This is a genomic window from Paludibacterium yongneupense DSM 18731 (assembly GCF_000422925.1).
Taxonomy (GTDB): domain Bacteria; phylum Pseudomonadota; class Gammaproteobacteria; order Burkholderiales; family Chromobacteriaceae; genus Paludibacterium; species Paludibacterium yongneupense.
The window spans coordinates 410,673-433,205 of sequence record NZ_AUGZ01000004.1 but is presented as its reverse complement, the minus strand read 5'-3'; the positions used below and the strand labels follow the sequence as shown (position 1 = coordinate 433,205).

26 protein-coding genes are annotated in these 22,533 nt (G+C 59.6%); all 26 read right to left on the bottom strand.

The window, feature by feature from the left end; genetic code table 11:
• Positions 1–9 precede the first annotated feature (9 nt).
• The 26 genes from G520_RS0102155 to G520_RS23800 all read right to left on the bottom strand — a co-directional run bounded on the left by G520_RS0102155 (position 10) and on the right by G520_RS23800 (position 22,457).
• Positions 10–609, bottom strand: coding sequence for a glycoside hydrolase family 19 protein (locus G520_RS0102155; protein ID WP_036665006.1), 600 nt, complete (start codon positions 607–609; stop codon positions 10–12).
• A complete protein-coding gene (locus G520_RS0102150; protein WP_028534229.1) occupies positions 609–791 on the bottom strand; it encodes a hypothetical protein in 183 nt (60 codons plus the stop codon). Before G520_RS0102150 ends, G520_RS0102155 begins: the two co-directional genes overlap by 1 nt.
• A 218-nt stretch (positions 792–1,009) precedes the next feature.
• Positions 1,010–3,088 (bottom strand): hypothetical protein, encoded by a 2,079-nt coding sequence (locus G520_RS23810; protein ID WP_051228838.1) that lies wholly within the window; start codon positions 3,086–3,088, stop codon positions 1,010–1,012.
• Between the two features lie 59 nt (positions 3,089–3,147).
• Positions 3,148–3,801, bottom strand: coding sequence for a hypothetical protein (locus tag G520_RS0102135; RefSeq protein ID WP_028534228.1), 654 nt, complete (start codon positions 3,799–3,801; stop codon positions 3,148–3,150).
• Positions 3,802–4,929, bottom strand: a complete 1,128-nt coding sequence (locus G520_RS0102130) for a baseplate J/gp47 family protein (RefSeq protein WP_028534227.1) — start codon at positions 4,927–4,929, stop codon at positions 3,802–3,804.
• Between the two features lie 2 nt (positions 4,930–4,931).
• Positions 4,932–5,300, bottom strand: a complete 369-nt coding sequence (locus G520_RS0102125; RefSeq protein ID WP_028534226.1) for a GPW/gp25 family protein — start codon at positions 5,298–5,300, stop codon at positions 4,932–4,934.
• Position 5,301: 1 nt separating this feature from the next.
• Positions 5,302–5,964: a phage baseplate assembly protein V gene (locus G520_RS21170; RefSeq protein ID WP_211222733.1), complete on the bottom strand. Its 663-nt coding sequence runs from the start codon at positions 5,962–5,964 to the stop codon at positions 5,302–5,304.
• Between the two features lie 8 nt (positions 5,965–5,972).
• The gene (locus G520_RS0102115; RefSeq protein WP_028534225.1) at positions 5,973–7,094 is read right to left on the bottom strand and encodes a phage late control D family protein; all 1,122 of its coding nucleotides are present in this window, start codon (positions 7,092–7,094) and stop codon (positions 5,973–5,975) included.
• Position 7,095: 1 nt separating this feature from the next.
• Complete coding sequence (locus tag G520_RS0102110; protein WP_028534224.1) at positions 7,096–8,085, bottom strand: hypothetical protein; 990 nt, start codon at positions 8,083–8,085, stop codon at positions 7,096–7,098.
• 2 nt (positions 8,086–8,087) lie between these two features.
• Positions 8,088–10,031, bottom strand: a complete 1,944-nt coding sequence (locus G520_RS0102105; RefSeq protein WP_028534223.1) for a phage tail tape measure protein — start codon at positions 10,029–10,031, stop codon at positions 8,088–8,090.
• A gap of 271 nt (positions 10,032–10,302) precedes the next feature.
• Positions 10,303–10,797, bottom strand: coding sequence for an HK97-gp10 family putative phage morphogenesis protein (locus G520_RS0102095; protein WP_028534221.1), 495 nt, complete (start codon positions 10,795–10,797; stop codon positions 10,303–10,305).
• A gap of 177 nt (positions 10,798–10,974) precedes the next feature.
• A complete protein-coding gene (locus G520_RS0102090) occupies positions 10,975–11,385 on the bottom strand; it encodes a hypothetical protein (RefSeq protein WP_028534220.1) in 411 nt (136 codons plus the stop codon).
• Positions 11,386–11,475: 90 nt separating this feature from the next.
• Entirely contained in the window at positions 11,476–11,907 is a 432-nt protein-coding gene (locus G520_RS0102085) for a hypothetical protein (protein WP_028534219.1), read from the bottom strand.
• 55 nt (positions 11,908–11,962) lie between these two features.
• Positions 11,963–13,516 carry a tail protein gene (locus G520_RS0102080; protein ID WP_028534218.1) on the bottom strand — a complete coding sequence of 518 codons (1,554 nt, stop codon included), beginning with the start codon at positions 13,514–13,516 and terminating at the stop codon, positions 11,963–11,965.
• A gap of 65 nt (positions 13,517–13,581) precedes the next feature.
• Positions 13,582–13,737 carry a hypothetical protein gene (locus G520_RS25180; RefSeq protein WP_169449802.1) on the bottom strand — a complete coding sequence of 52 codons (156 nt, stop codon included), beginning with the start codon at positions 13,735–13,737 and terminating at the stop codon, positions 13,582–13,584.
• A 3-nt stretch (positions 13,738–13,740) separates the two neighbouring features.
• Entirely contained in the window at positions 13,741–14,574 is an 834-nt protein-coding gene (locus tag G520_RS0102070; RefSeq protein WP_028534217.1) for a hypothetical protein, read from the bottom strand.
• A 1-nt stretch (position 14,575) separates the two neighbouring features.
• Positions 14,576–15,220: a hypothetical protein gene (locus G520_RS0102065; protein WP_028534216.1), complete on the bottom strand. Its 645-nt coding sequence runs from the start codon at positions 15,218–15,220 to the stop codon at positions 14,576–14,578.
• 1 nt (position 15,221) lies between these two features.
• Positions 15,222–15,602 (bottom strand): hypothetical protein, encoded by a 381-nt coding sequence (locus G520_RS0102060; protein ID WP_028534215.1) that lies wholly within the window; start codon positions 15,600–15,602, stop codon positions 15,222–15,224.
• Between the two features lie 3 nt (positions 15,603–15,605).
• Positions 15,606–15,887 (bottom strand): hypothetical protein, encoded by a 282-nt coding sequence (locus G520_RS24745; protein ID WP_156876835.1) that lies wholly within the window; start codon positions 15,885–15,887, stop codon positions 15,606–15,608.
• A 2-nt stretch (positions 15,888–15,889) separates the two neighbouring features.
• Positions 15,890–16,063 (bottom strand): hypothetical protein, encoded by a 174-nt coding sequence (locus G520_RS24740; RefSeq protein ID WP_156876834.1) that lies wholly within the window; start codon positions 16,061–16,063, stop codon positions 15,890–15,892.
• A 402-nt stretch (positions 16,064–16,465) separates the two neighbouring features.
• Positions 16,466–17,911, bottom strand: a complete 1,446-nt coding sequence (locus G520_RS0102050) for a phage portal protein (protein ID WP_028534214.1) — start codon at positions 17,909–17,911, stop codon at positions 16,466–16,468.
• A gap of 677 nt (positions 17,912–18,588) precedes the next feature.
• A complete protein-coding gene (locus tag G520_RS23805; RefSeq protein WP_051228834.1) occupies positions 18,589–19,464 on the bottom strand; it encodes a tail fiber protein in 876 nt (291 codons plus the stop codon).
• 88 nt (positions 19,465–19,552) lie between these two features.
• Positions 19,553–19,690, bottom strand: a complete 138-nt coding sequence (locus G520_RS0102040) for a hypothetical protein (RefSeq protein WP_156876832.1) — start codon at positions 19,688–19,690, stop codon at positions 19,553–19,555.
• A 301-nt stretch (positions 19,691–19,991) separates the two neighbouring features.
• A complete protein-coding gene (locus G520_RS0102035; protein ID WP_156876831.1) occupies positions 19,992–20,453 on the bottom strand; it encodes a hypothetical protein in 462 nt (153 codons plus the stop codon).
• Between the two features lie 602 nt (positions 20,454–21,055).
• Positions 21,056–21,622 carry a hypothetical protein gene (locus tag G520_RS0102025; RefSeq protein ID WP_028534211.1) on the bottom strand — a complete coding sequence of 189 codons (567 nt, stop codon included), beginning with the start codon at positions 21,620–21,622 and terminating at the stop codon, positions 21,056–21,058.
• Positions 21,609–22,457, bottom strand: coding sequence for a YdaU family protein (locus G520_RS23800; protein WP_051228832.1), 849 nt, complete (start codon positions 22,455–22,457; stop codon positions 21,609–21,611). Before G520_RS23800 ends, G520_RS0102025 begins: the two co-directional genes overlap by 14 nt.
• Between the last annotated feature and the right edge of the window lie 76 nt (positions 22,458–22,533).

Genomic DNA, 22,533 nt, shown 5'->3' with positions numbered 1-22,533 from the left:
TTGATGTGGTCAGGCGACATGCGCGATGGGAACGGCCAATGCACGCCGGTACAGCATGGCCCGATCAGCGTAGCCAATAGCATCCCCCACCGGCGCGGTCTTGTGCCCACGGTTGATTTCATCGCAAACGCCATCGAAATCGCCCGCATCTGCCAAAGTATTGCAGCCGTGAGTGGAGAAGAATTGGGCAGCAGACATAGCCGCATGCTCCGGAATGGACAGCAACTCGGGATGATTCAGCAAGTCGAGCCCAAGGGCCTGCCCGGCGGCAAGATGGTTGTCATAGCCGGTAGTCTGAATCCACCCATGCCCGCGCCACCATCGCCCGGGCGTAGAGCCATGGAATCGTGCAATGCGCACAGCCTCCGGTCTGGTGTTACCAAGGTCGACGCGAGCATCGTAATGCTGCTGCAGCGCAGTCGGCCCCCATATCTCCGCTGCGTAAACAAGTCCACCAGACTCATGTCCGACATTGGCCAGCCATGCCGCAAGCCGCCGGGCGGTGTTGATCTGGAATTTATCGGCCGCCGCAGATAGCGCCGCCTGGTACTTCACTGCGGCCGCCGGCGTGCAGCCGGTACCCGCGGCAATAAGGTTCGTACCGATCATCAGTGCCCTTTCGTCGCGCCATACGCTGCCAGCCCGATAAAGCAGATGATCAACGCGCGCCACACCAGCGACAGCACGCCGCCACCGACCGCATTCCTCAGCCGGTCAAACGCCCGGTCCAGCACCGCGTCAACGTCTGCGTCGGTCAGCGTCCGCTCGCTTTCGCTCCCTTCTTCGCCCATATCGCCTCCTTGCGGGCATGAAAAAACCGCCCGAAGGCGGTTATGGTTTGCAACTACCGGCGCTTACGCGGCGGTCAGAATGGTGTTTCCTGCGGCGACCCAAGCGACGACATCTGGCCGAGTTGCAATGCACGACTCTATTGTGTCATCGGGGTAGGTGCGCATTACGACGACTTGTGTCGAGTCCGTGTATTTCCATGCGGTCGGAGTGCCGTCCATCATAGTTGTGCTCCCGTCAGAATGATCGAACCCGTCGATGACGAGTCAAAGTAAATGTCTCCGCCTGCGCCTGATGCCGCCCCGGATGCAATGGTGGCAGCCAGCCGTGACGCATCTTTGCTTGCGATGTTGAACACCACGGATGAAGGGGTTCCGCCCGCTGTTCCCGTTGTGTATTTCAGGTCGGCTATCCCAGAAATAACCACCCCGGCCGGCGGCACCCGCATGGACACGCGGTGGTTTATCGTAAAAACAAAACTCGTCGCGGATGGAAGAAAGCCCGTGCCGATATGTGCATAGCCGCCGCTGGCATTCTGAATCGCGTAGAGATATCGCTGACACCGCGCCAATTCAGCATCTGGAGTCGGCCGCTCGAATGCGGTGCAAACGGGCCCCAGCTCCAGTTGGCCACCGGTGATCTTGAACGTTGCACCTGCCGTTGCAAGCAGCGTCGCTCCGGCCGTGCCTGCTGTAGCGCCGTAGTAGTTTGCCGATGCCCACGCCCCAGCCGGGCCACGAAACGATGCCCCACTACCGAGGTCGAAACAAAGCGTGAGTCCTCCAGAGGAACCGGTCAGGGTCCACGCCCCACCCGTATCACCAGGGATATTCGGAATGGTGATTTTCGTATCGGTATTTGCCGTCGGGATAGTGAAGGTGAACGGGTACGACCGCGTGCCAGCGTAGTTCTGTAGCGAACCGGAAAACGTTCCCGCGACACTCGAGTTCACGACAAACTGCAGGCTGACGGGCTGCGCGTTTGCCGTTCCCCACATGGCAGCAGCTAGGCTCTGCGCCTCGATCGACTGTGCGAGCACGAACGCATCGGCTGCCAGCGCAGAATAGGCCGCTGCGACTGTGATCTGCTCATAGAAATCGAAGCCAAGCGCCGTCGGGCCGGACACCTGCTGCGCGCTGAGCTTCGATGCCTGAGTGAACCAGCAATGCCACTGGTCAATCGTCCATGTGTTCGTGGATGCCGCGGGCGTAACTGACGATGTGCCATACTGCTGCGCCACACGCATCGCACCATTCACCAGCAAGTTGCGGAACGAAAGCGGCGCGGCCTGGAACTGTCCTAACGGCATGGCGTGCTGGCTCTGCGTAGCGCTTGGAACCTGCACGGCACCGCCGGTCTGTTCAATCAGAACCCACGATGTGATGTCTGCCCGCCAGATAAACCCACATCGGCCGTTGGGGACGATTTCCCCCCCCTGCAGAGCCACATGCGCGCCGCCAACAACCGGATAGGCAGGGATCACCCCCGGATTCGGCGTAAAGGTCGTTGCTCCCGGGTTGGCATACTTGGTTTTTACCCAGCACTCCATGTTGTCCACGAGGGCCGTAACCGGGATCGGGTACGTAGCCTGGATCACCCCGGCCGTCCCGATGTCGGTGCCGAAGCTCAGGTTGCCCGACTGGATCGACTGCAGGAGGCCGGTGGTCAGCAAAGGCGCAGCGCTGTAAGCCGCGATATTCGCCGCCAGAATCTGGGTCTGCCCGTAAGCCACGGTGACAACGCAAAGGCCGACATAGCCCGAATCCGGCGACGGCGTCGACTGGGTGCCGGTAGTAGCTGATACGCCGGCTTTAGCCTGCAGTACGACTGCGCCTTTACGCGATGTGTTCTGGGTCAGGCCGTTGTTGCCGAGTCCACTGTAGGGATAGCTCGGCGTCGTGGTGTTGTAATACGGCAGCAAAACCGGCGCCGAGTCGGTGTCCTGATAGCTCGCTTCGATCAGGTAGTTGATCGACTGCCCGGTAGTGCCAGGAGCGGCCAGAGTCAGTAACGTGGCGTCGAGGGCGATGCCCTGTTTAACGATTTGGTGCGCAGTATCGGCGGCCAGAGACGAGAAAGCCGTCCCGTCGACGTTCTGCAGGCTGTAAATCTCGCCAGCCGCAACGGAGACCTGCAGGGTGGCCGGCGCCGTCGGCGACACGGCAAACCCGTTGGCCACGGTAGAGGTGCCAAACACGGCTCCGGACAACTTGGCGAGCGCGATCATGACGTCTTTGGTGATCTGCAGCAGCGTGGTTTCCGGCAGCACCTGCCCCGGGTAGACGATCTGTCTGTCCATGGTTTCCCCAATTGAAAAAGCCCGCACGCGGCGGGCTTGGAGTGAGTTTCGGAAACGGTTTAATTCGAGATGCGGAGCCAGATGGCGGTAGCCGCTGGCCGAACGGATTCGATTGCAGCGATGATGTCTGCATCCGAAACGGCGGGCGACATCGCCGAGGAATCGATCATGCCGGCGCTGCCAAGCCCAAACGAATACGTCGCAAGACCGGGCCAGCCGCTGGCACCGACCCCGGTCTGCCTGTATGCCGTAACAAAGGCTTGGTATGGCGTAGAGATGGATCCCACCGCCCCGCCAACGCCCAGGCCGATGGAGATGCCAAGGCCGCCGACGTCCGCCGGCCTGGCCGGTTCGATAATCAGCGGCGCTCGCCCGGTCAGATCAAACAGCACCTGCTGGATGGCATACCGTGTCCCCCGCTCCCGAATCAGGTTCGACTGAATCCGGGCTCTATAGCTGGCATCCGTCTGGTTTGATGTGCGCGGCAAGCCAGTGCCGAAGAAATCCAGCGACACCATGTCGAGCCAACCGCCGCTCGCCGTGGCGATCCGGGTTTGCGCCTTGGCGAACTGATACAGGCTATAGGCCCATGCCAGAGCCTCCGCCATCCCGGCCAGCATGCCCGTCAGGATGGGGCTGCTGTCGGCAAACCAGGTCGGCGGCAAGAGAGCGCGCAGTCTGGAAAGCATGTCGCTTTGGTCGCCTGTCGCCATTTATGCCACCGATAGGGTTGAGATTTTGATGACCTGCTTTGCCGTCGCCGCCAAGTCAGCCGTGCCACCATTGAGCGTGACTCCGGTCACGTTGGTGACATAGGACGAGGCGTCATAGGCAATCTGGGCAATCTTGGAATACGGCAGCAACTGACCGAGTGACAAGGTGCTGATGTAGTTCTGTAGGGCAGCCTGCACCAGCGCGACGACGGTGGCACGGGTAGCCGTCGAGTCGATCGTCAGTGTCATGGCTATCGCCGCCGGAACGACCGTTGGAGCGAACACGCCGAACCGCGAGCAAAACGGGCGGGCCAAGTCGATAGCACTGGAAGCGGAGGCAAGGAACGTACTGGATGGCGTGCCGCTTCCATCGTCCACCACGGCATAGAAATAGCCGTAGAGCGTGTTTCCGCTGTAGTCCTGATTCTCGACCAGCTTGTAGACGGTCCCTTGCTGCATCGAGGCGATGGCATAGCCGATCGCGGCCAGCGTCCCCTTGGACAAGGACGAGATCCACAAAACAAACCGAGAGCGGAAGGTCGAGTCGATCTCGGCGTCTTCGCCATTAGCAAAAGCCGCGACATTGGTCACGGTCGCAATGCCAGCGATACCGCCGACGATGGTTTGAACTTCACCCGCCGTGGCGTTTCCGGCCGTCCCGGCCGTGCTGGCCAACACAGGAACGGTCACGCTTGAGGTTCCTATTGGCAGAATGTAGCCAGCCAGTGATGCGCTGTAAGCCGCGTTGGTCGTGTCAACGACCACGACGTACTGCTGCGTTCCGTCAGTCGTTGCCACAATCGACCCGACAGGAACAAGCCCTTGCGTCGTCGCCGTAAAGCGGGCAAACGTACACTGGCCTGTTGCCTGAACGGCAGACAGGCGCGTAAAGCCGAAATCCCCCATCCAGCTGTCGAGGTCGGAACCGGAGCAGGTCGCCGCCCGGGTCGTTACCAGCAGCGTGACGATCAGTTGCTGGATCCACTGCACGACGCCGCCCGTCGATTCGGCTACAGCCAAAAGCAGGCTGCCGATGGTCAGGTCGACCAGGCCAGCTGCAGACGCCTGAATAGCCGCCACCTGGTCGGCGACCAGTGATGCGAACGATTTGATATTGAGAGTGGCCATATTCAGTCCGGAGTAACGTCAAACGACAAGGCGGCCGTCTCACCGGTGCCAGAGTCGGTGTACTGGATAAAAACCGAGGCACCGCCTTCGATAACCTTGACGTCGACAGTGGGCTCGGGGTCAGCCGCTACACACGATTCCAGCAGCATCTGCCCGAGAATCAGCGCCTTCCATTCCTTCACATTGACGATGTCGCCCACCTTTCGACCGAGGCCTGCGCCATAGTCGGGATGGAAGATATAATCGCCGGGATTGGTCATCAGCCTTCGCAAGACGCGCTGTTTGCCGCGCTCCAGGCCCGTGACGGGCTTTAAGTCACCCGAAGGTGACTTCGATAGATCGCTGCCCACGTAGTGGTAAAGGTCGATCACGTCAGCCTCCTTTCACGGTGCTGGTCATGTGCTTGTCGGTCATCTGCTGGGCTGGTGCATTCGTCTGCTGCCCGGCACCATTGCTGAGGTGTGTGTGCCCGTTGAACAGCGCCTGAAACAGCGAGGTCACAAAGGACAGCAGAGACTGACCGGAGGCGCCAATACTTATCGATGGCGCGGTGATAGATGCCGCACCTTGCGCAGAGACCGCCACGGTCTGTGCGCTGACGTTTGCGTTGCCCGTTGCCGTGATGTTGATAGTCGGCCCAGCCACGTCGACTTCGGCGGCACCGTTGATGTTAGCCTTGCCGTCGTTGGTCAGCTTGATATAAGAGCCTGTCTGATGGACCAACCAAGCCTCGCCAGACGGCGGCCCCGGACAGATGTCCTCATCGTTGAAGTACTGGCCACCGGCCATGCCCGCATCGATCCGGCCGGAGTCGAAGTTGATCTCGACCTCTGCCCCGATCATCGGGCCAAGGGCCAGCCCCCACCCGTTGCCAGCCCACGGCGTCGCAAGCGGAATCCATCCCGTCTCCTCCATCGTCGGCTGCAGAGCGACCTTGATGCTGTAGGCAATCGGGTCGTAGTCGGCGATAAGCCCAACGCGGGTACCGCTGAAACCGGCCTGCGCCTGGCTGGCATGCAAGCGCATGGCGTTCATGAACTGCCTCATCCCGATACCTCCATGGCAGGCGAGTGGTTCTTGGCAGTGAAAGTCATGGAATAGCCTCCGTCGAAGCTCATTGACCGCTTGATCGAGTCGCAGAAATACAGCTGGTCAAATACAGTTCCGGTGCCCTCGATGCGGACCATGGTCCGCGACGACAGCAGGTTATCGCCGGCGGTTGAACCCGACACCTTCATTTCGTGCGCGACGATTTTCTTGTAGGTGGCCTCGGCCAGCTTGGTGGCCTGCTCCTGCGTCAACCCGTTGCGAATGATCCGATAGACCTGAGACTTGGCGGTCGATCCACCAACGGCGGTACCCTTGGCCGACGTCTTGGGGTAGGAAGCCACGATCTGCTTTTGCCGCTTGCGCATCATCTGCCATGAGTGCACCTCGACAATGACCCCCTTGGTGATGGTCAAGGCCCGCTCAAACAGCAGGTCATCGGAAACATTGGCTTGCGGATATGGGAGCGCTCCAGGCGGCTGCCAGCGGATGACGTACTGGTCAGACTTTGCCGCATCGGTGATAGCCGGTACGAAGTGCAGTGTTGTGCCATCCACATACACCTGATAGTTCTCGTAGGCCGCCAGATAGGTCAGCAGATCCCACTCCGTTTGCTCTCCCTGCAGATGGGTTGTGTCGATCTGAGAGAACGTGCCGAACAGTCCCTTTGTTGGTTTCACTACGGCGCTTAGCCCGTGCCTTGCGGCAAGCGTTGTCGCAATCTGGCTCGAAGTGAGATTCTTGAACGAGTCGCCAAGTACCTTGCTCTCGATGAATCGCGCAGTGTAATCGCGGCCGACTGCAGTTACCTCAAATCGGGCCGGGTGAAACTGCCAGGAATCCACGTCGCCGAGGATCAGCCGTTTATCGTCCGGCCCATCAGCGGTTACGATGGTGGCGTAGAGCTCAACAGTGATTTTTGTCTGAGTACTCCACCAGGCCAAGCCGTATCCGGCCGGCAGCCCTGAGGTGGCAAAGGTCACCGAGAAGGTGTCCGCCGAGTTGAATGCGTTCTCGTCCACATCGAACGAGACAAACGGCATTTCGACATCCCCCAAAAGACAGCGCCCGGTGATTTGCCGGGCGCTGGATGCTGCAAGCGGGTTGTTCAGGTCCATGCTATGAACTCGGGTTTGATGGAATGATGATTGTGTTTATGCCGGTAAGCCATGGATCGGTTCTATTGTTGGCCATGGCAATTCCAGGCCACAATGACTGGTCGAGATAGGCCTTTGCGGCCACTGCACACAAGTTTCCGCCCGTCTGCGTCACCGAGCTCACGCCATCCGCGGTCTGCCCGGCCTGCACGTTCTTGTTCAGACGCCCCAACACGTTCTGCATCTGATACAGGGCACTCGTTTGCGTAAGGGCCGTGGCCTGCGACAGCGTGCGGCTGACGGCGAGTGAGACGGGATTGCCGGGCACCAGGCCGCCAAGGGTGGTGATCTCCCCCAACGACGATTCCAGGCTGGTGATCGTGGTCGAAACCAGCTGCTGCGCTGCGACAATGGGCTTGACAATGCTCTGCACCGCATCGACGGTCGCGTGCGCAATGTCCCGTACCTGCGATACGGCGGACTGGACGGCCGTCACGGCGTCGGTGACCGATGACACATTGATGGTATTCGACAGGTTCATCGCCTTACCAACATCACTGTTTATGAGAGCGTCGAGAGCGCCTGACAGGGTATTCGCTCTTTTGGGCGCATCATTCCGGGCTCTGACCAACAGTTCGATCGTGTACGGGCGCCGATACGCCCATTCGTAGGTCGGGACGAACGAAGAGATCAGCACGTCGAATGAGTATTCGTCGAGCGTCAGCGGCAGGACCTCGCCCGCATCCCGCATCTGCTCGAGTGTTCGGACGCGCGCTGCCGTGTTCTTCCCGCTGATGATCCCCGACCAGGTGATCGGGTCGTAATCGACCCCCATGACATCGATGACGCGGCGGCCACCGACCAGTTTGTGCACGGTGGTCTGCTGCTTGGCGCCAAGGGCGATCCGCTCCGGTATCTCGAAATCCAGAAACTCGAAGGTTCCGAGTATCAGGCGAGTCGCCGCCGGATTCATGCCCCGGGCGAAGTTAAGCATGGAACTCAAAACGGTCATGCTCAGCCTCCTCCAAATACACCGCTATACATGCCAGGGAAAATATGGTTCATGGCCGGGTCAACGGAAGAACCGCCGGTCGGCGCGCGCGAGGCGAATTGCGCCTGGTACTTCGTAACCACCTCGGCGACCTTCTTGCCGTCGACTGGAACGCTGACATGGAAGTGAAAGACCGGCTGTACCTTGGGCGGGACGGGAGCAGTGGAGTGGGAGGCTGCCGGCTTATCGCCAATAGAGAAAAATCCCTTCACCTTCCCGATCAGCCATGCCCATTGTTCAAAGAACCAACCGACGAATCCTTTTATAACCCCGTACCCGGCAGAAAATGCTGCAGATATGCCACTCCACAAGGCACCGACCCCATCCGAGATGAAGCCGAACACGGCCTTGGTTCCCTTCCATACGGCCCCCCAATTCCGCCACAGGTAAATTCCAAGAGTCACGGCCATGACGACCCAACCAACGACAGGAATAGCGCGCAAGCCTGTTAATAGAACCTTCCCAATGAGTGCCGTCCAGGACAGAATTGCACTTGCGATCCTTCCTCCTTTCAGTACGTCATATAGCAGGAGGAACCCATTGCCAGCCCCCCATACCATGTTGATCAGGCCTCCAGTCGCCAGAGACGCAGAGAGGCCGACAAGCGCGAATGTAAAATTTCTTATTAGATCAGGATGCTTCCCCAGCTCCACAGCCAATTCAGTCATCCTCCCAACCAGCGGTGTAATCATTGGCAAGAGATCATTCCCAATAGAAAGACAAAGGCCATCTATGGCCTTATCAAACTGCAGGATCGCCATCTGTGGAGAGTTAGCGTTGTCCTTATTCGTCGCTCCAATGCCATGCGCTACGCCGAATGCGCCTTCGGAGCTCTTAAGCTTTGGCATCTGCCTCATCATCAGGTCATAAAATTTTGCACCATTACTACCGAACAGCATCATGTTTTCACGAGAGATGTCGGATTGCTGCGTGATTCCGTGCGCCTTATATACAGCCAGCATTTTTTCTGCAAACGCGACGGGGTCTGAGTTCATCAAGCCGGAATATTCACCCTTGAGTGGGTTCCCTTTGAGCTTTTGTATGCCGCCCATCGAGTTGAACACAACTTCCTTCTTGTCCCAGATTCCGAGCCTCATCGCTTCGCCCACTAGCTGGTTTGGTGGTTTGATATGACCCTGCATGCGAGCATAGGCCGTGCGCAGCCCCATGCCCATCGTGCTTTCCTTCAGCTCGCCCATGATCGGCTCGAGCCCTGCGAATAGGGCTTTGTCAGTGTAATTTGCCACCGCCGCGCCACCGGAACTACGGAATCGACCGATCTGCTCCGGTGTGATCATTTTCCCAGTCGCTTGGACGGACTTAAATGCTGAGTCAACAATCGCGGCAGCACGCCGTGGATCGTGCACCCCCCCCATCTGATCAACGAGCCGGTTGAGCGCCATCATCCCGCTCTCAGCGGTTGCCCGCTTGTCGCCATCGAGCGTCTGAACTGCAGTCTGGTATGCCCCCAGGATTGGAGTCATGGTCTTTGCCGCCTCGAGTGCCTTCGGGCCAGCCATGCCTGATTCGCGGAATGCGCCCTGCGTTTCCACGAACAACTTCATCCGATCCATCACTGATGTCCCGATGATCTGCGTCGCCTGCACGAACTTTTGAGCATCCTGAATCTGCGCGTCGCCAAGCCCCATTTGCTTGAGCTTGGAAAGCTCGCGCTGATACTCGATCGCTTTCTCGACTGGCGTCTTGAACATGGTTGCGATAGCCTTCCCACCGGCAAACATGCTGTTCCCTAGCTCCAGCCGCTTCCCGATGGAGCCAAGCCTGTTCTCCAGCTCCTTCGCATCCATGTGTGTCGACTGCAGATTCTTCGACAGCGACAGCAGCCCGGCGCCGACGTTGCTCACGAGCGATAGTTTTACCGCGACGGAATAGGCGTCGAATGCCATAATGATTTTCCTTTATTGGTTTTGACTCACCTGGCAAAACAACATCGCGTCATCCAGTGGAACGGCGATCAGATCGAGGACGTTCCTTTAGAAAAAAGTCCTCGTCAGTGGAAGGGAATACACGTCAGTTCCGCCCCCGAGAAGGCTGTAACCAAACTCGGGCTGCAGGATGGGCTGTTGCTTTTCACGATATCGTCAGTCGTTCTTGTCTTTGCTGGGGGCGCATTGATCGCTCTGACCGCATTAATCTGCTCCTTGATATTCGGCTGATCTACTTTCCCTCGTAACCGGGCGAAGAATGGATTTGTTCGCCGCCAATCATCCCCGATACGGCGGCATGACCAATTGTTCGGATGATGAATTCCTTGCCTCGGAATGCCGCAGGTCCAAGAACGGGCTGCGCCGGCATTTTTGATGTCCCGAGTTCGTGGTAAATCAGCTTTTTTCCCGCATCATCGTCTTTCACCCCGATTGCCGCTTCAAACCCGGAAACCTCATGCGTAATGGCCTCGCGCATTTCTCCTGATGCCAGCAATGGCGCATCGACCGGGTATCCATGGGCCGCCTTCTGCTGTTCCGGGGAGTCGGCAAGCTCTGCCCAAGCTGGAAATGGGCCGACGCTGCTCTGGTAATGGCCGATTTCGTCCTTGGCCAGCCCTTCGATGTGAACAGCGCACTTCTCCAGGCCATTCTCAAGGACTACCGGCTCACGGGCCGCAGCCTTTGCAAAATGGAAAGCGAGCGCGGCCATGTCGTTAAACTCCATCCTTCCGCTCCTTGAAAGTCATGGTGTTCCAGTCGAATTCTCCCCCTTCGAACTCGGAAAACGTGATTGACATGGCATTGCGCTCGTGGGGCAAAAGCGTGTCACACTCAAACACCCGGTCGAAAGGAACCCCGTTCCTCAGTAGCCAGCACCGACTACGGAAATCAGGGTTCCCGACTAGTTTTTTGCGGCCGCCTGCTCTGCCGATATCACGGCCTTTTCCATTTCAGCCTTGGCAGCTTCGAATTTGGCGACGAGATGCGTATTGATCGCGGCCATGCCATCGGCGCCAAGCTGGGAGAGCATCGCATCGATCTGTTTGACGTTTCCAGGCAACCCGAAGAAGTCGTCATCGATATGGGCAACCATCGCGGCGGGCAGCGCAAAGCCGTTCATATAGACCTGATTCGCGGCGTTCTCGCCGCCAACCGCCATCACCAGCCGGCTCTGCTGCAGCGGATCGAGCTCGCGCAACTTGATGATGCGCCCGCGCGCATCGGGCTCCAGTGTGGTCAGTACGGGGCCGCGCTGCACCGGCTTGGTTGCTGCAACCTCTTCGGTTTCTTCGTGTACGGTAACTTTTGCCATTTCGTTTTCCTCTCGTCATGAGCCGTCTGGGTGGCGCGGCGGGCCGGCGACGAACCCGGCCACGGTGCCCCGCTTGCCGCGCCAAAGGGTTTAGCTAACCTTGATGCGGCGTGCCGCCGTGAAGGTCATTTGCATCGGCACCGTCTTGTCGCCCTGCTTTTTGCCGGCATCGACCAGCGTCAATACGACGCGCTGATAGCGCCAGGTGGTCGTACTGCCGTCAGGCTCGGCAATGGTTTCGGTAATGGTGGCCGGCGACGTCGATTTGCCGCCGTAAAAATCGGATTCAACCTGTGCCCACCAGTCATCGACGGTGGAGTCGGTTCGTTCCAGATCGATCGTTCCCTGCCAGCCCTTGAGGAACAACAATTCGTCGGTTTCTCCGCTAAGAGCGGTCACTGCCGTGCTGCTGACCTTTGGTTTCGAATCGAAGGACGTGATCTTGTCGAGCCGGATCGCGCCGTACGGGCCAAGAATGTCTATCGCAACGTCGAGGCCAATGGAATACCCACCTTGAGGCATATTTCACACTCCAAAAATGCAAACGCCCCTCCTGAGAGGGGCCGTTTTTCATGGGTTATCGGGGATTAGCCGAGACGGTAATCGTTACGCTGCCGCCGGCTTCCAGGTTGATCAGGAAGTAGCGAACGACGTTGAGATACTTGACCTGCACATCGGCCTGCAGGTAGCCAAGGGCGACGCGGCTGTCCGGGTTATTGGTCTTGTCGATTTGCACCGAGAAGCACTTACCGCCGTTCGGGTCGCCGATCATCCCCTGATCTTCCAGGGTCGACAGGAAAGCCTCGATCGTGCTCTTCGACTCGCGCCGCAGGTCGGTGGTCTGGTTTTCACCCACCACATAGCCGAACGATGCCGCCAGCGTCAGCGACAGGAAGTTCGTCATCCGGGTGTAGGTGTCGCCGTTCTGCGTCGACGAGCTCGAGCAGTTCAACCCAGAGCGATGCCCGAAGTAACTGCCGCCCGGGCACGGGTTCGTGATGACATCCAGCCTGGCGGTATTGATCGCGCCAATCTCGGAAAGGCTGTACGGCTGGTTCGCAAGCTGGCGCTGGGTGCCGACAGCATTGATCAGCTTTTTGTTCAGCGGGCTGATGTGCGGGGACAGCGCTGCGATCTCGGCCGCCGAGAACGTTGCCGGGGCCAGCATGCGATTTTGACCATTGACAGTGTCGTACCAATACACCCAGTCACCCACGAGCACCTTGAGGCCGTAGCCGTCCGCGCCGACGGTATTGAGGCTGGTCGATACGGTCGAGTAAGAGGCGCCCGCCGGCCCCTGAGTGATGACGTAAGCGCCCTCGCTGAGCCCGTAGGCCAGCATGCCGGCCCACTGCGTCGAATCCGTCAAGTCGATCAGGTTGACGACCTGGGCATTCGTGCCTCGCAGCGCGTACATGCCCTTGCGAGTGGCGCCATAGCCGTCCTGGCCAACAAGCAATGCATCGGTCAGGGTAGTCGTGCCATCGGTGCCGCCGGTGAAGGCGTACGTGGTCGATGCGTTCGGCGTGCCCGACGAAGTGCCGATGGAAGCGACCACCAACTGCGAGGGGCCGCGGATGCCGCTTTGCCCGTTGTTCACTGCACTGACCAGCGATGCCCAGAAGGCCGCACCGGTACCGGTCAGGTTATCGAATACTTCCGGCGTCTGCCCGGCGAGAATCACCGTCAACTTGAAGCTGCCGACAGCCGTCCCTGCAGAGATGAAGGCCGACAGGTTGTTGCCGATGGTGCCGGTATAGAAACCCGTCAGCGATGCGCCGGTTACCGGCGTACTGGCGGTGTCCTTCAAAGCGGTCGAGGCCGCCGTATCGGTGCCGTCTGTTATGCGCACAGCGCGAATGTTCGTTGCACCCAGCTGGATCGAAACGGCAACGTGCGTGGCCAAATCATACTTGCGCACCTGCTGGTTGCCGAGGTAGCGCTGCATGTCGGCCGTACCGCCGATCAGGTACGGGCTGTTTACCGGACCCCACGAGCCAATGCCCACGAGGCCAAGAACGTCGGTAGCGACGCCGTTGATGTATCGGGTTTTCGGGGCCAGGACCTGCACGTACAGATCGGGAGCCGAGAGCGCCGCCGTATTGATACTGCCAGCCTGATAAATGGGCATTGGCTACTCCAAAAATACAAAAACCCGGCACTAGACCGGGTTCTCGTGGTGGTTGTGTGGGGTGACTACGCGGGCGAGCCTTCCACCGGCGTCTTGTGGACGTGGTGCGCGCACTCGCCGGCCAAAACCTCGGCAATCTCGCCGGGATCGGTGATTTGATGCCCGCGCTGAAAATCAGCGAACGGGTGAATGACGACCAAGATGAATTTCGGGTCAGCCATGGACTACTCCTGAATGGTTGTGATGGATTGCCCACTGTCTTGCGACGCGACATTGAGCACTGGCGCGATGACTTGTGGAGCCGAAACGCTCTGCGTCGTTGCGTAATCGACGGTGTATATCAGGTCGCGGCGGTAGAGCTTTTCCTTGCTGAGGTCAGTCTGGTTCGAGTGCGAATACAGCAAAATCCCGACCGACCCATCAGGGAACGCAATCCCGCTCGATGCCGATAGCGCAGAATCGAGCACGGATGCTGCCGTATCGCGCAGCGACGGGGTGGACGCCCAGACCGAGAGCTGGATCTGCTTCTCCTGCCGCTTCGTTTCCCTGATGGCCGTACCAACGGCACCGACCCGAGCAACGACAGAGTGTGCCCCAGGCAGCGTCAGCACCGTTCCCATACTGGAAGCTCCGGGCACTACTGACTGAGCCAGAACAGCAAGCGCTGCCGCAATGGTTGCCAGCGTATCGGAGGCCTGAACAGCGTAGACGGCACCGACCCCGTTGGCCAGCAGGTAAACGTTCTGGGGGACGCTCACGGCCCCGCCGATTGCGACGGTATTTCCGGAAACCGTTGCTGTCAGCGTCGCCCCCCCCGGATGGGTTACCTTGAGTTTCCTACCGATATGGCGGGTGGTCTTGCGCTCCGTGGGCAGAGGGAACACCGATACATGCAGCTTTCCCGCCCGGAGGTCATCCTCAAGCACTTTTGCCGCTGGCCAGCCCGAGTACACCTTTACCGGGGCACCACAGGCGCTCGGCGATGAGGTACCGCTTGGATATAAAATGGCCGCAGCACTTCCGACCAGCACGTTCAGAACATCGGAGATGTCGGCCATGTCACACCTGTGCTTGCATGGCGGTGATCCGCCAGCCCCTATCAGTCAACTCGGCGCTCGAAATGGTGTAGCGGCGTCCTATGTCATCGGCAATGATGTCCGATGTTCTCAACACGACGCCCGGCCATGCCGGCAGCAAGATAGCCCACCATGGCATTCGCACGTCGCCCGGCAGACCAGCACCAACCTCGCTTTTTTTGCCTTTCGTGCCCTGGAGGATGCTTGCAGGCCAGCCAGACATGAGCGTCTGCTCGGTCGCATCGGTGTCGGCACCGTAGTTCACTTGCCCCACCCCGCTGTCCATTGCCACGCGTAGAACAGACACAGTCCGGTTGCATTGCACGCAGTACGTCGGGAGAGTGTCCTGCATCGCCGCAACGAAGAACGTGCCTCCGTGGCCGACAAGGATGTCTCCCGGGTTGACGTTGCTTCCATCGAAGATGCCAAGCCACGCCGCCTGCCCGTATCTGTTGGGCAGGTTGAAGTTGAAATTCGTCGTGAATGAGCAGAGCAGCGACTGCACGGCCACGCCGGACAATGGATTCAGAGGGCCGGTCGCGCGGTACTGCTGGTAGAAATACCCCATGCGCTGCGCGGCCTTGCCATAGCCGGCGTTAATCTTGGCTTGGAGAGTGGCGCCGTCCATGTCAGACCACCAAGCTCAGACCGCCATCGCCTAATGCAGGCCCGGGCGCAATGCCGAGAAAGCCGCACAATCGGCGGCGCCAGCTGTCAAACAGTGCCTCGCGGTCGGCCTGCTCGCGCCGGTTGTGCTTCCATACGGCCGCCTCGTCGGTATCCAGATTCACCCGAGTGCCTACGATGTCGGCTTCCAACTGCTGCAGACTGGCCAGGTAGGCCGTGCGGATCACCGCCTCCTCACCCGCCTGCAGGCTGTCAAGCCGGGATTCCAGCGTGCCATCCTGGGCGAAGAAGCAGTCGCCGAACGCCTGCACAGGCTGGCCGCCGAATACCGGATAACCACAGAAGCGCCGGATGTCGGTCTTTTCCGTATCAGTGAAGGACATGGTTTACTCCAGATGCTCGAGGCATACACCGTTGGTCTTAAGCTCGGCGAGCACGTCAGGATCATTGGCAACGATCTGTCCGCGATACCACTGGCGGGCGAGCTCAGTGCCAGTCGGCGTCGGAATCCAGCAAGTGGCATCGGCCAAGATGCGTGCACGCGTCGGCGCTTGCAGGGAGTCTTCGGCACGACTTTCAGCTGCGATTGCCTGCGTCGGCAGTGGAACCGAGTCAGGATTCTGTTGCACAAGATCCGGCAGGGTCGGAACTGGGTTACGTTTTGCCATGGTTATTGTACCGGTGGGCCGGCTGCAGTCAGCGCGGCCAGCAGTTGCGGGGCAGCGTTGAACGGCTCGCCGTAGTTGAAGGTCAGAATCTGGACGGCATACGCAAAGTTGAAGGTCTGTGTTGGCGTTAACGCCGAGAGACCGTCCGCTTGTTCGGCGGCGATAAACCAGGCCACCGGGCAGTTGTGCAGAGCTGGGTAACAAACGCTACGCCCTTCGTGAAACGAAGCAGACGGCCACCGCAGGTCATCGAGAAACTAGCCGTCGGCGTCTTGGCCTGCCCGAAGTAGACAGCCGGCACATAAACAGCCGTGAGTTTGCTCACCACACACCCTGTGCGTCTGGCCCCAGGTCCCGGACATCCGGGGTTCCAAACGGGATTACACGTCTCTGTCGATGTGACCGGGGCGCGAACCCCGGCCCGTTGCTTAGGCGGTCTCCATCACCACGCCACGCTTCAAGAATGAGTGGCTGGGGTGAGACATCAGTCCTCTCCGACTAAAAAACACCCCGAATCGTCTGGGCAGCTTGGGGGTAGCGGTTCTACCGCATCAGTCCTTGCTCTCGCTCAGCGGGGGCTACTTAGATGCAGCAGCCGTCGAGCTGGACAAAGGCGGATCGCTCTCGATCTGTCGTATTTCATCCGTCGGATCGGCGATATCGTAGCTCGCGGCAAGGGACTTGATGCTGGTTTCGCGTGACAGCAGGCCGCCATCGCGCAGAGTGGTCAGCGTCTCGGCCTGCGTCTGCTTGTCGGTGTAGGTTGGCAGGTACCACTGCGGCCAGCGCAGGGCGAGGTCGTCATCCTGCGACAGCTCGCCCAGCGGGCGGCCCTTCTTGTCGACCAGCTTGAACGTTGTCGAGGCACGCACCGCCATGTTCAGAAGTTCGAGCAGCGCGCCTTCTCCGTAACTGATGCGCAACTTGTCGGCCAGCCAGATCAGCGCCTGGTTCATCAGCTCCATGGCACGGCCGGATTGTACGGAGCTGAGCTTGTCCGCGTTGGCGCGATTTGCACCGGCACCCTCGAGCGCGATCTCGCGCAGGGCCTTGACCCAGTCCATTACCGCATGTGCAGAGTCGCCACTGATCTCCAAAAGCTTGGCATCGCCCTCAACGCTAGTCACGATGACATTGGCAGCCCCTTTGACCATTGCTCCGGCTCCATGAGCCGGCTCCTTGATGTGCAATGTGGGGTCGGACTGATACTTGAGTGCGCGGCCCCCTTGCGACAGCAAGTAGTCGGCCTCGATCTGAGTGTCGATCGCCTCAACGGGAAAGGTCGACACACCATCGATGTCATCGCCGCCAGGTAGATTGCGAATCCAGACTACCGGCACAAAGCCAAGTCCGTGCGGAACGGTTCGATCGTCATCCTGTACGAACGAGGCACCATCCTTTGCTTCGCTAACCTTGAGGGGCAAGAACCAGTTTTCAGCCTTGGCATCCCATTCGCGCAGAAACCAGAAGTCAGCATCGATGTCGCCGTCTGCGATGGTGTAGCCCTGAGCTTTCAGTACACCGCCCTTGACTTTGTATTGCTCGGAGAGCTTCAGCAGCGTATCGGGGGCATCCGGGTCCCAGGTTGGCGTCCGGTACTGGCTTGGCAGAACCTGCCAGAAAACACGGTTCTTCAACACTTTCATCAACACCGCCACCGATCCCACCGAGCCGCGCGTCGCCGCGTCGATCATCACCTCGTTCAGGCCTGTTTCCTTGACCAGCTTGGCGAGCGCGTCGCGGGTTGGCTCATCCTTGCACTCCACGGCGGGGAAGTGTCCCCCGCTGAACAGCAGGCTGACAGAGTCATTGACCACCGTCTGGCAGATGCGTGTGCGTACCGACGGGCGGCGCTTGGCCAGCGGGATGTACTCGCCGGCGTTGTCATGCTCCTCGGCGAACGGGTGCCCGAGCATGTTGTACAGCGTGCCATCCAGTACGCGAGTAAGGGCCGCCAACTGTGCCGTGCGCTCCGGGTAGTCCGGATCGGCCGGGAAAGTGGCCTGCAGAGTATTGAAGTCCATAGCTTAGTGGCTCATGTGCGGCATATGCGCGCCGTGGGTTGCAATCGGTTTCACTACCAGCCAGCGCCACACCATGAAGTACCCGCCAGCGTCGTTCTGGTGGTCATGGTCAGTCTTTTGTCAGGCTAGCCGTTGTCGTCATAAGGCTGCAGTTCCAGGCTCCCGGTAAAGGCAGGACACAGCTCCGTGATCACCTTCAGCCGGCGCCCCCCTGGTCGTTCAGGCTCAGCGCGTTGACGCTGTTGATCCGGTCCTTTACTGGAGGATTGGCGCTCTTTGCCAGGATCTGAAAACCGGTCCCCTGCAGAATTCTCGAGTCAGCCTCGCTGGCACCTCCCGCCTTTGCGGGTCGTGGCCCCGTATTTCGGCATGGGCCCCCTCTCCATGGGGTTTGTTTTCGAAATGATGACTGGAACAAACAGAAAGCCGCCCGAAGGCGGCTCTTAATTGGCAGCGGAACCCCTTGTTTGTAGGGATTCATCAGCGCCCCCTGATTGCCATGGCTGCCCATGCCCTAAACTCAATCAAAGGTGCCCATGGATCGTGCCCATCATCCGACGGGAATAAGCGCTTGGTCTGCCCATGAGGCTGTCGCCTCCTCGGCGGAGATCTCTGCAGTCGAAAAACAAAAGCCACCCGGTTTGGGTGGCTTGCATTTGGCGGCTAAATCAAGCGGGTCAGTACTTGATGAAGAAGTTGATCGCCAGGTTCTTCATCCGGGTCTCGCCGGCCCCCGAATACACACCGGAAGCAGTGATATCGGCCGTGTGGCTGTTGACACTAATCCCGGATTTGGAACTCCCCGTACTCGCGAGATATTGATTCGAAGACGAGTTGTACGTGGGAGTGGCTTGATTGGTGCCACCCCCCGCGTTGTAGATGCTCTCGGTATGGCTATGCCCGGGATCGCTGATACCGTGACTGTGCCCCGGGTCCGAGATGCTAACGGGTACCGTGTGCGAAGCGATTGCATCCGCCTGGTACGATCCAAGCGTTCGGCCAGAGTCCAGGCCGCGACCGCCATCCAGACCACGCAAGGCCACACCACGCGCATCGGGCAGGTTGAAGCTCGTCGAGCCGTCACCACTGCCATAGATGGAGCCGATCGCCGCAAAGAGGGTGGCGTAGGCAGTGCGAGAGACGGCGGAGCCATCGCACAGCAAGTAGCCATCCGGAGCCGCCGCACAGGCGCTGCTGATGATCGAACCGACAGGAACCGCACCGGTGATGGCGGCGATGGCGGCTTTCAGCTGCTCCAGGCTAACGGCCTGGTTGTTCTCGGTCGCGTCAGCAACGCTGAACTGTTGGCTGGCATTGCCACTTGCCACGGCCAGGGCCTGGCCAAGCGGGCACAGGGCCACCCAGGCGGTATTGTCGGCACTGCGCTGCTTGAGCAGAGCGTTACCGGTGTCGGCCCAGAAGGCGTACGCGCCGGGGCCCGCACCCGGGTCGGTCGCACCTGCGCTCAGGGTGGAAATCGCTGCGAGGGCAGCATCCACGTCTTTTTTGAGGGCGATGTCGGTTTGCGGCAAAACAATCGATGCTTGGGACATGTGTTCTTTCATGAAAAAAGGCCGCACAAGCGACCGGATGGCACCGGAGGAAATACTCTCAGGCACGAAATATTGACGCCCAGTGTGGCTACACTCTGACGAACTCGGGAATACGGTGGCGCGGCAACACGACGCAATCGTCGGGTTTCATGCCCCGGCCAAGATAGTCGAAGCGGATGGTGCGGTCGCCGATCTTGCCGACCTCGGCCGCTCGGCCAGATGCCATCAGAACGTGCTGGCCCTCACGTAGCCACACAGCGTCCTCGACGGGTTTGCAGTGCTCCATGTGCATGGCAGGCTCCAGAAACGCAAAAGCCCCGGCATGTGCCGAGGCTAGGAAGGTGAACACTCGCGCCCAACCGGGCCGAGCAAAAATGCATTGAGATGCTAAAATTTAGCCATCCGAAACAGGGGGTAGCCTAAGAAACATCGAAGCACCAACTGTAAAAAGCGCAAAAGCCCGAACTCTGGACGAGAATCGGGCTTCTGCAGAACATAATACTTTCACTAATCCAAAATTGCAAGCACTACGCTGAAACCTTTGCTCGATGGGCGTTTCGACGGCTGTGAAAATCCAACAAATCCAAAACCTGAACTTCGACCACCGACAGCCCGTTCCAGTAGTGCCGATCGAGCGTCCTGATCGTCTCTTGCCAATAATTCGACACCGACTGCTGCGACCGCATGTAGGTCTCCCCGATATCTTTCTGGCTGCGCACGAGCCCCTTCTCGGTCGCCCACCCTCGCGCCATCTCTCGGCGCAGGCCGGTCGGCCAGGTATGAGGGAGCGCCTTCGCCGCGGCATTGATGGCGCGCGGATCTCTGGTCATGATCGCGGCAATGGCGGAATACTCGAGTTCAGGGAGCCGGCCGATCTTCGCCAGAATATCGACGGCCATGTCCTTCTGCTCGGCCGGGCTTAGCTCGCTGACGCCACCCGGGATCTGCTCGGCGAACCGCTGTACCTTCACCGGTATCGCTTCGCTCATCTGAAAACACCACCCAACCAACGACCGTACTGTCGAAAAATGCATGCCCTACCCCCTTTTCTGCCTTGCCATTGCGCCGCGAAGAGCACCTGTTGCCGTTTATCCGAGTCCAGAGGGGGGATGCCCCCCTCGCCTCACCGTCCGGCTCCATGACCTCGCCGCCATTTTGTTTGATCATCTTGTCCTCGCCGAAGGCCAGCCCCTCAGCGCGTCGTTCAACACCGTCCTGGCATTGTCCGGGGCGATGCACGGCACCGAATCCCAGCCCCCGTCCGGGGCCTTCGCTGCGCAAATAGCGGGATGCCACCCCGAACGCGCCCGGGGACGAGGCTACGAACCCCGCGCTGCTGACCGGGTTTTACCACCTGCTTTTTGTAATCCTCGGCTTCATCGTCGACAGTGACGATGGCGCGCTTATGTCCGCGGGGACCGAAGCTTCGCCAGTCGCAGCGGTTTGCGCTGATCGGGTACGGCAGCATGATGGTCACAGGCTGCTTCATTTCAGCCCCCCCAGATCGAAATCGCCAGCGGCATGCCGAATACCAACAAGGCGATGATCACCAACGCCGCCCGCTTCACTGCTCGGCCTGCTCGAGTCGTGCTCATGCGGCATCCCCTCGTTGTTCTACCGTCAGGTACTTCGTCATGTGCTTCGGCAACTCGCCAATGCTGTGCAGGTAGCGCGCCGTCATCTGACGTGGCCACAGCCCACCGGGATACGTTCCTTGTGCGATCTGCTCGGCGATGAGCAGTTCGCGTTCGCGGTGCGAGATCGATCCACCATTGCACAAGCGCCTGTCAGTCAGTTCGGCCAGACGCCTGGATGCTTCGGCGCGACTCAAAATCGGCGCTGGGATCGCCTTCAGCCCCGGGATGGCTTGGGAGGCATACTCGCGATCAGGGCCGCAGCACGCGGCGATGAACTCGTCGCAGGACGGCGGATGCTTGTAGCGCGCGGCGATACCGTGCTTGATGTCGGTCGGGGTCAGGTCCTTGAGGGTCTCGACCCACACGTCCATGGCTTCCAACAGCCCAACGTCGTAGCCCTCGAACGGAAGGCCTTTAGGGACAAATTCACCGGTCTGGAACTTGGCAATGAACGGGGAGCCAAAGCGGCCGCGCATGATACGGAAGATTTCACCGACTACCTTGCGATCAACGGATGGCATGCTGCTCTCCTTCGCCTGCTGTGAGATATTGCGCCCCGACCCCGAGCGTTCTTGCTGCGGACTGCCGCTGATCTTCGCGACGGTTTCCGTAGACGGTAGCCGCCTTGACCTTCGCATCGGTCACGCGGTTGCGGTCCGAGTTGTACTGGTGCTGGTCGAGCAGCCACTTGCGGAACTGGGCCTGCCAAGCAGAGGCATCGGCACGAGTCTCGGATCGGGCCTGGTAGTGGGCAGTGAAGCGCTGCGCTTCGAGGTCAACAGCGAGGTTCAGCTCCCCGGCCTTGAGCACCGCAATGCGATCAGGTTCGAAGTCGGGTGGAATGGGTGTGCCGACTTGCGCACCACGCGCACCACTCACGAATAAACCGTAAGGTTTATGAGTATCTGGCTCTGGCTGTGGCGAGCTTTCGTCCTGGGTTTCTGCTGGGTTTTCTCCGGGTTCCTGTTTGGTTCCGTTTTCAAAACCCGGTGGGTTTTCATCCGGTTCCTGCTTGGGTTCCTGTTTGGTTTTTTTAGGACGCCCGCCGCGCTTGCCGTTCTCTCTGGCGATATCGATTCGGGACAGGTCGTCACGTATCTGCTCGTCGGCTCGCGTGTTATGGCGCAGCCCATCCTCGCCGATGAGGAAATACTGCTCGGCGACCGAAACCACGGCTTGCTGTTCCTCCGGGGAGAACGCACGGCAAATCCGGTACAGGGCAACGACGTCGCTGGGCAGCCCCTTTTCGGTCGCGTAGTAGTAGTCCAGCAGCAGCGAGTAGGCGCCGTGTTCAGCAAGCGACAGGTGCGCGGTACCGCGCGCGTAGTCACCCATAAATCGCTTGTAGAAATTCATGCAAAAACCTCCCGCACCCATTGATTTTGCTGGGTGGCATGGTCATACTCGAACTACCTTCTGAAGGTAGAGCCGC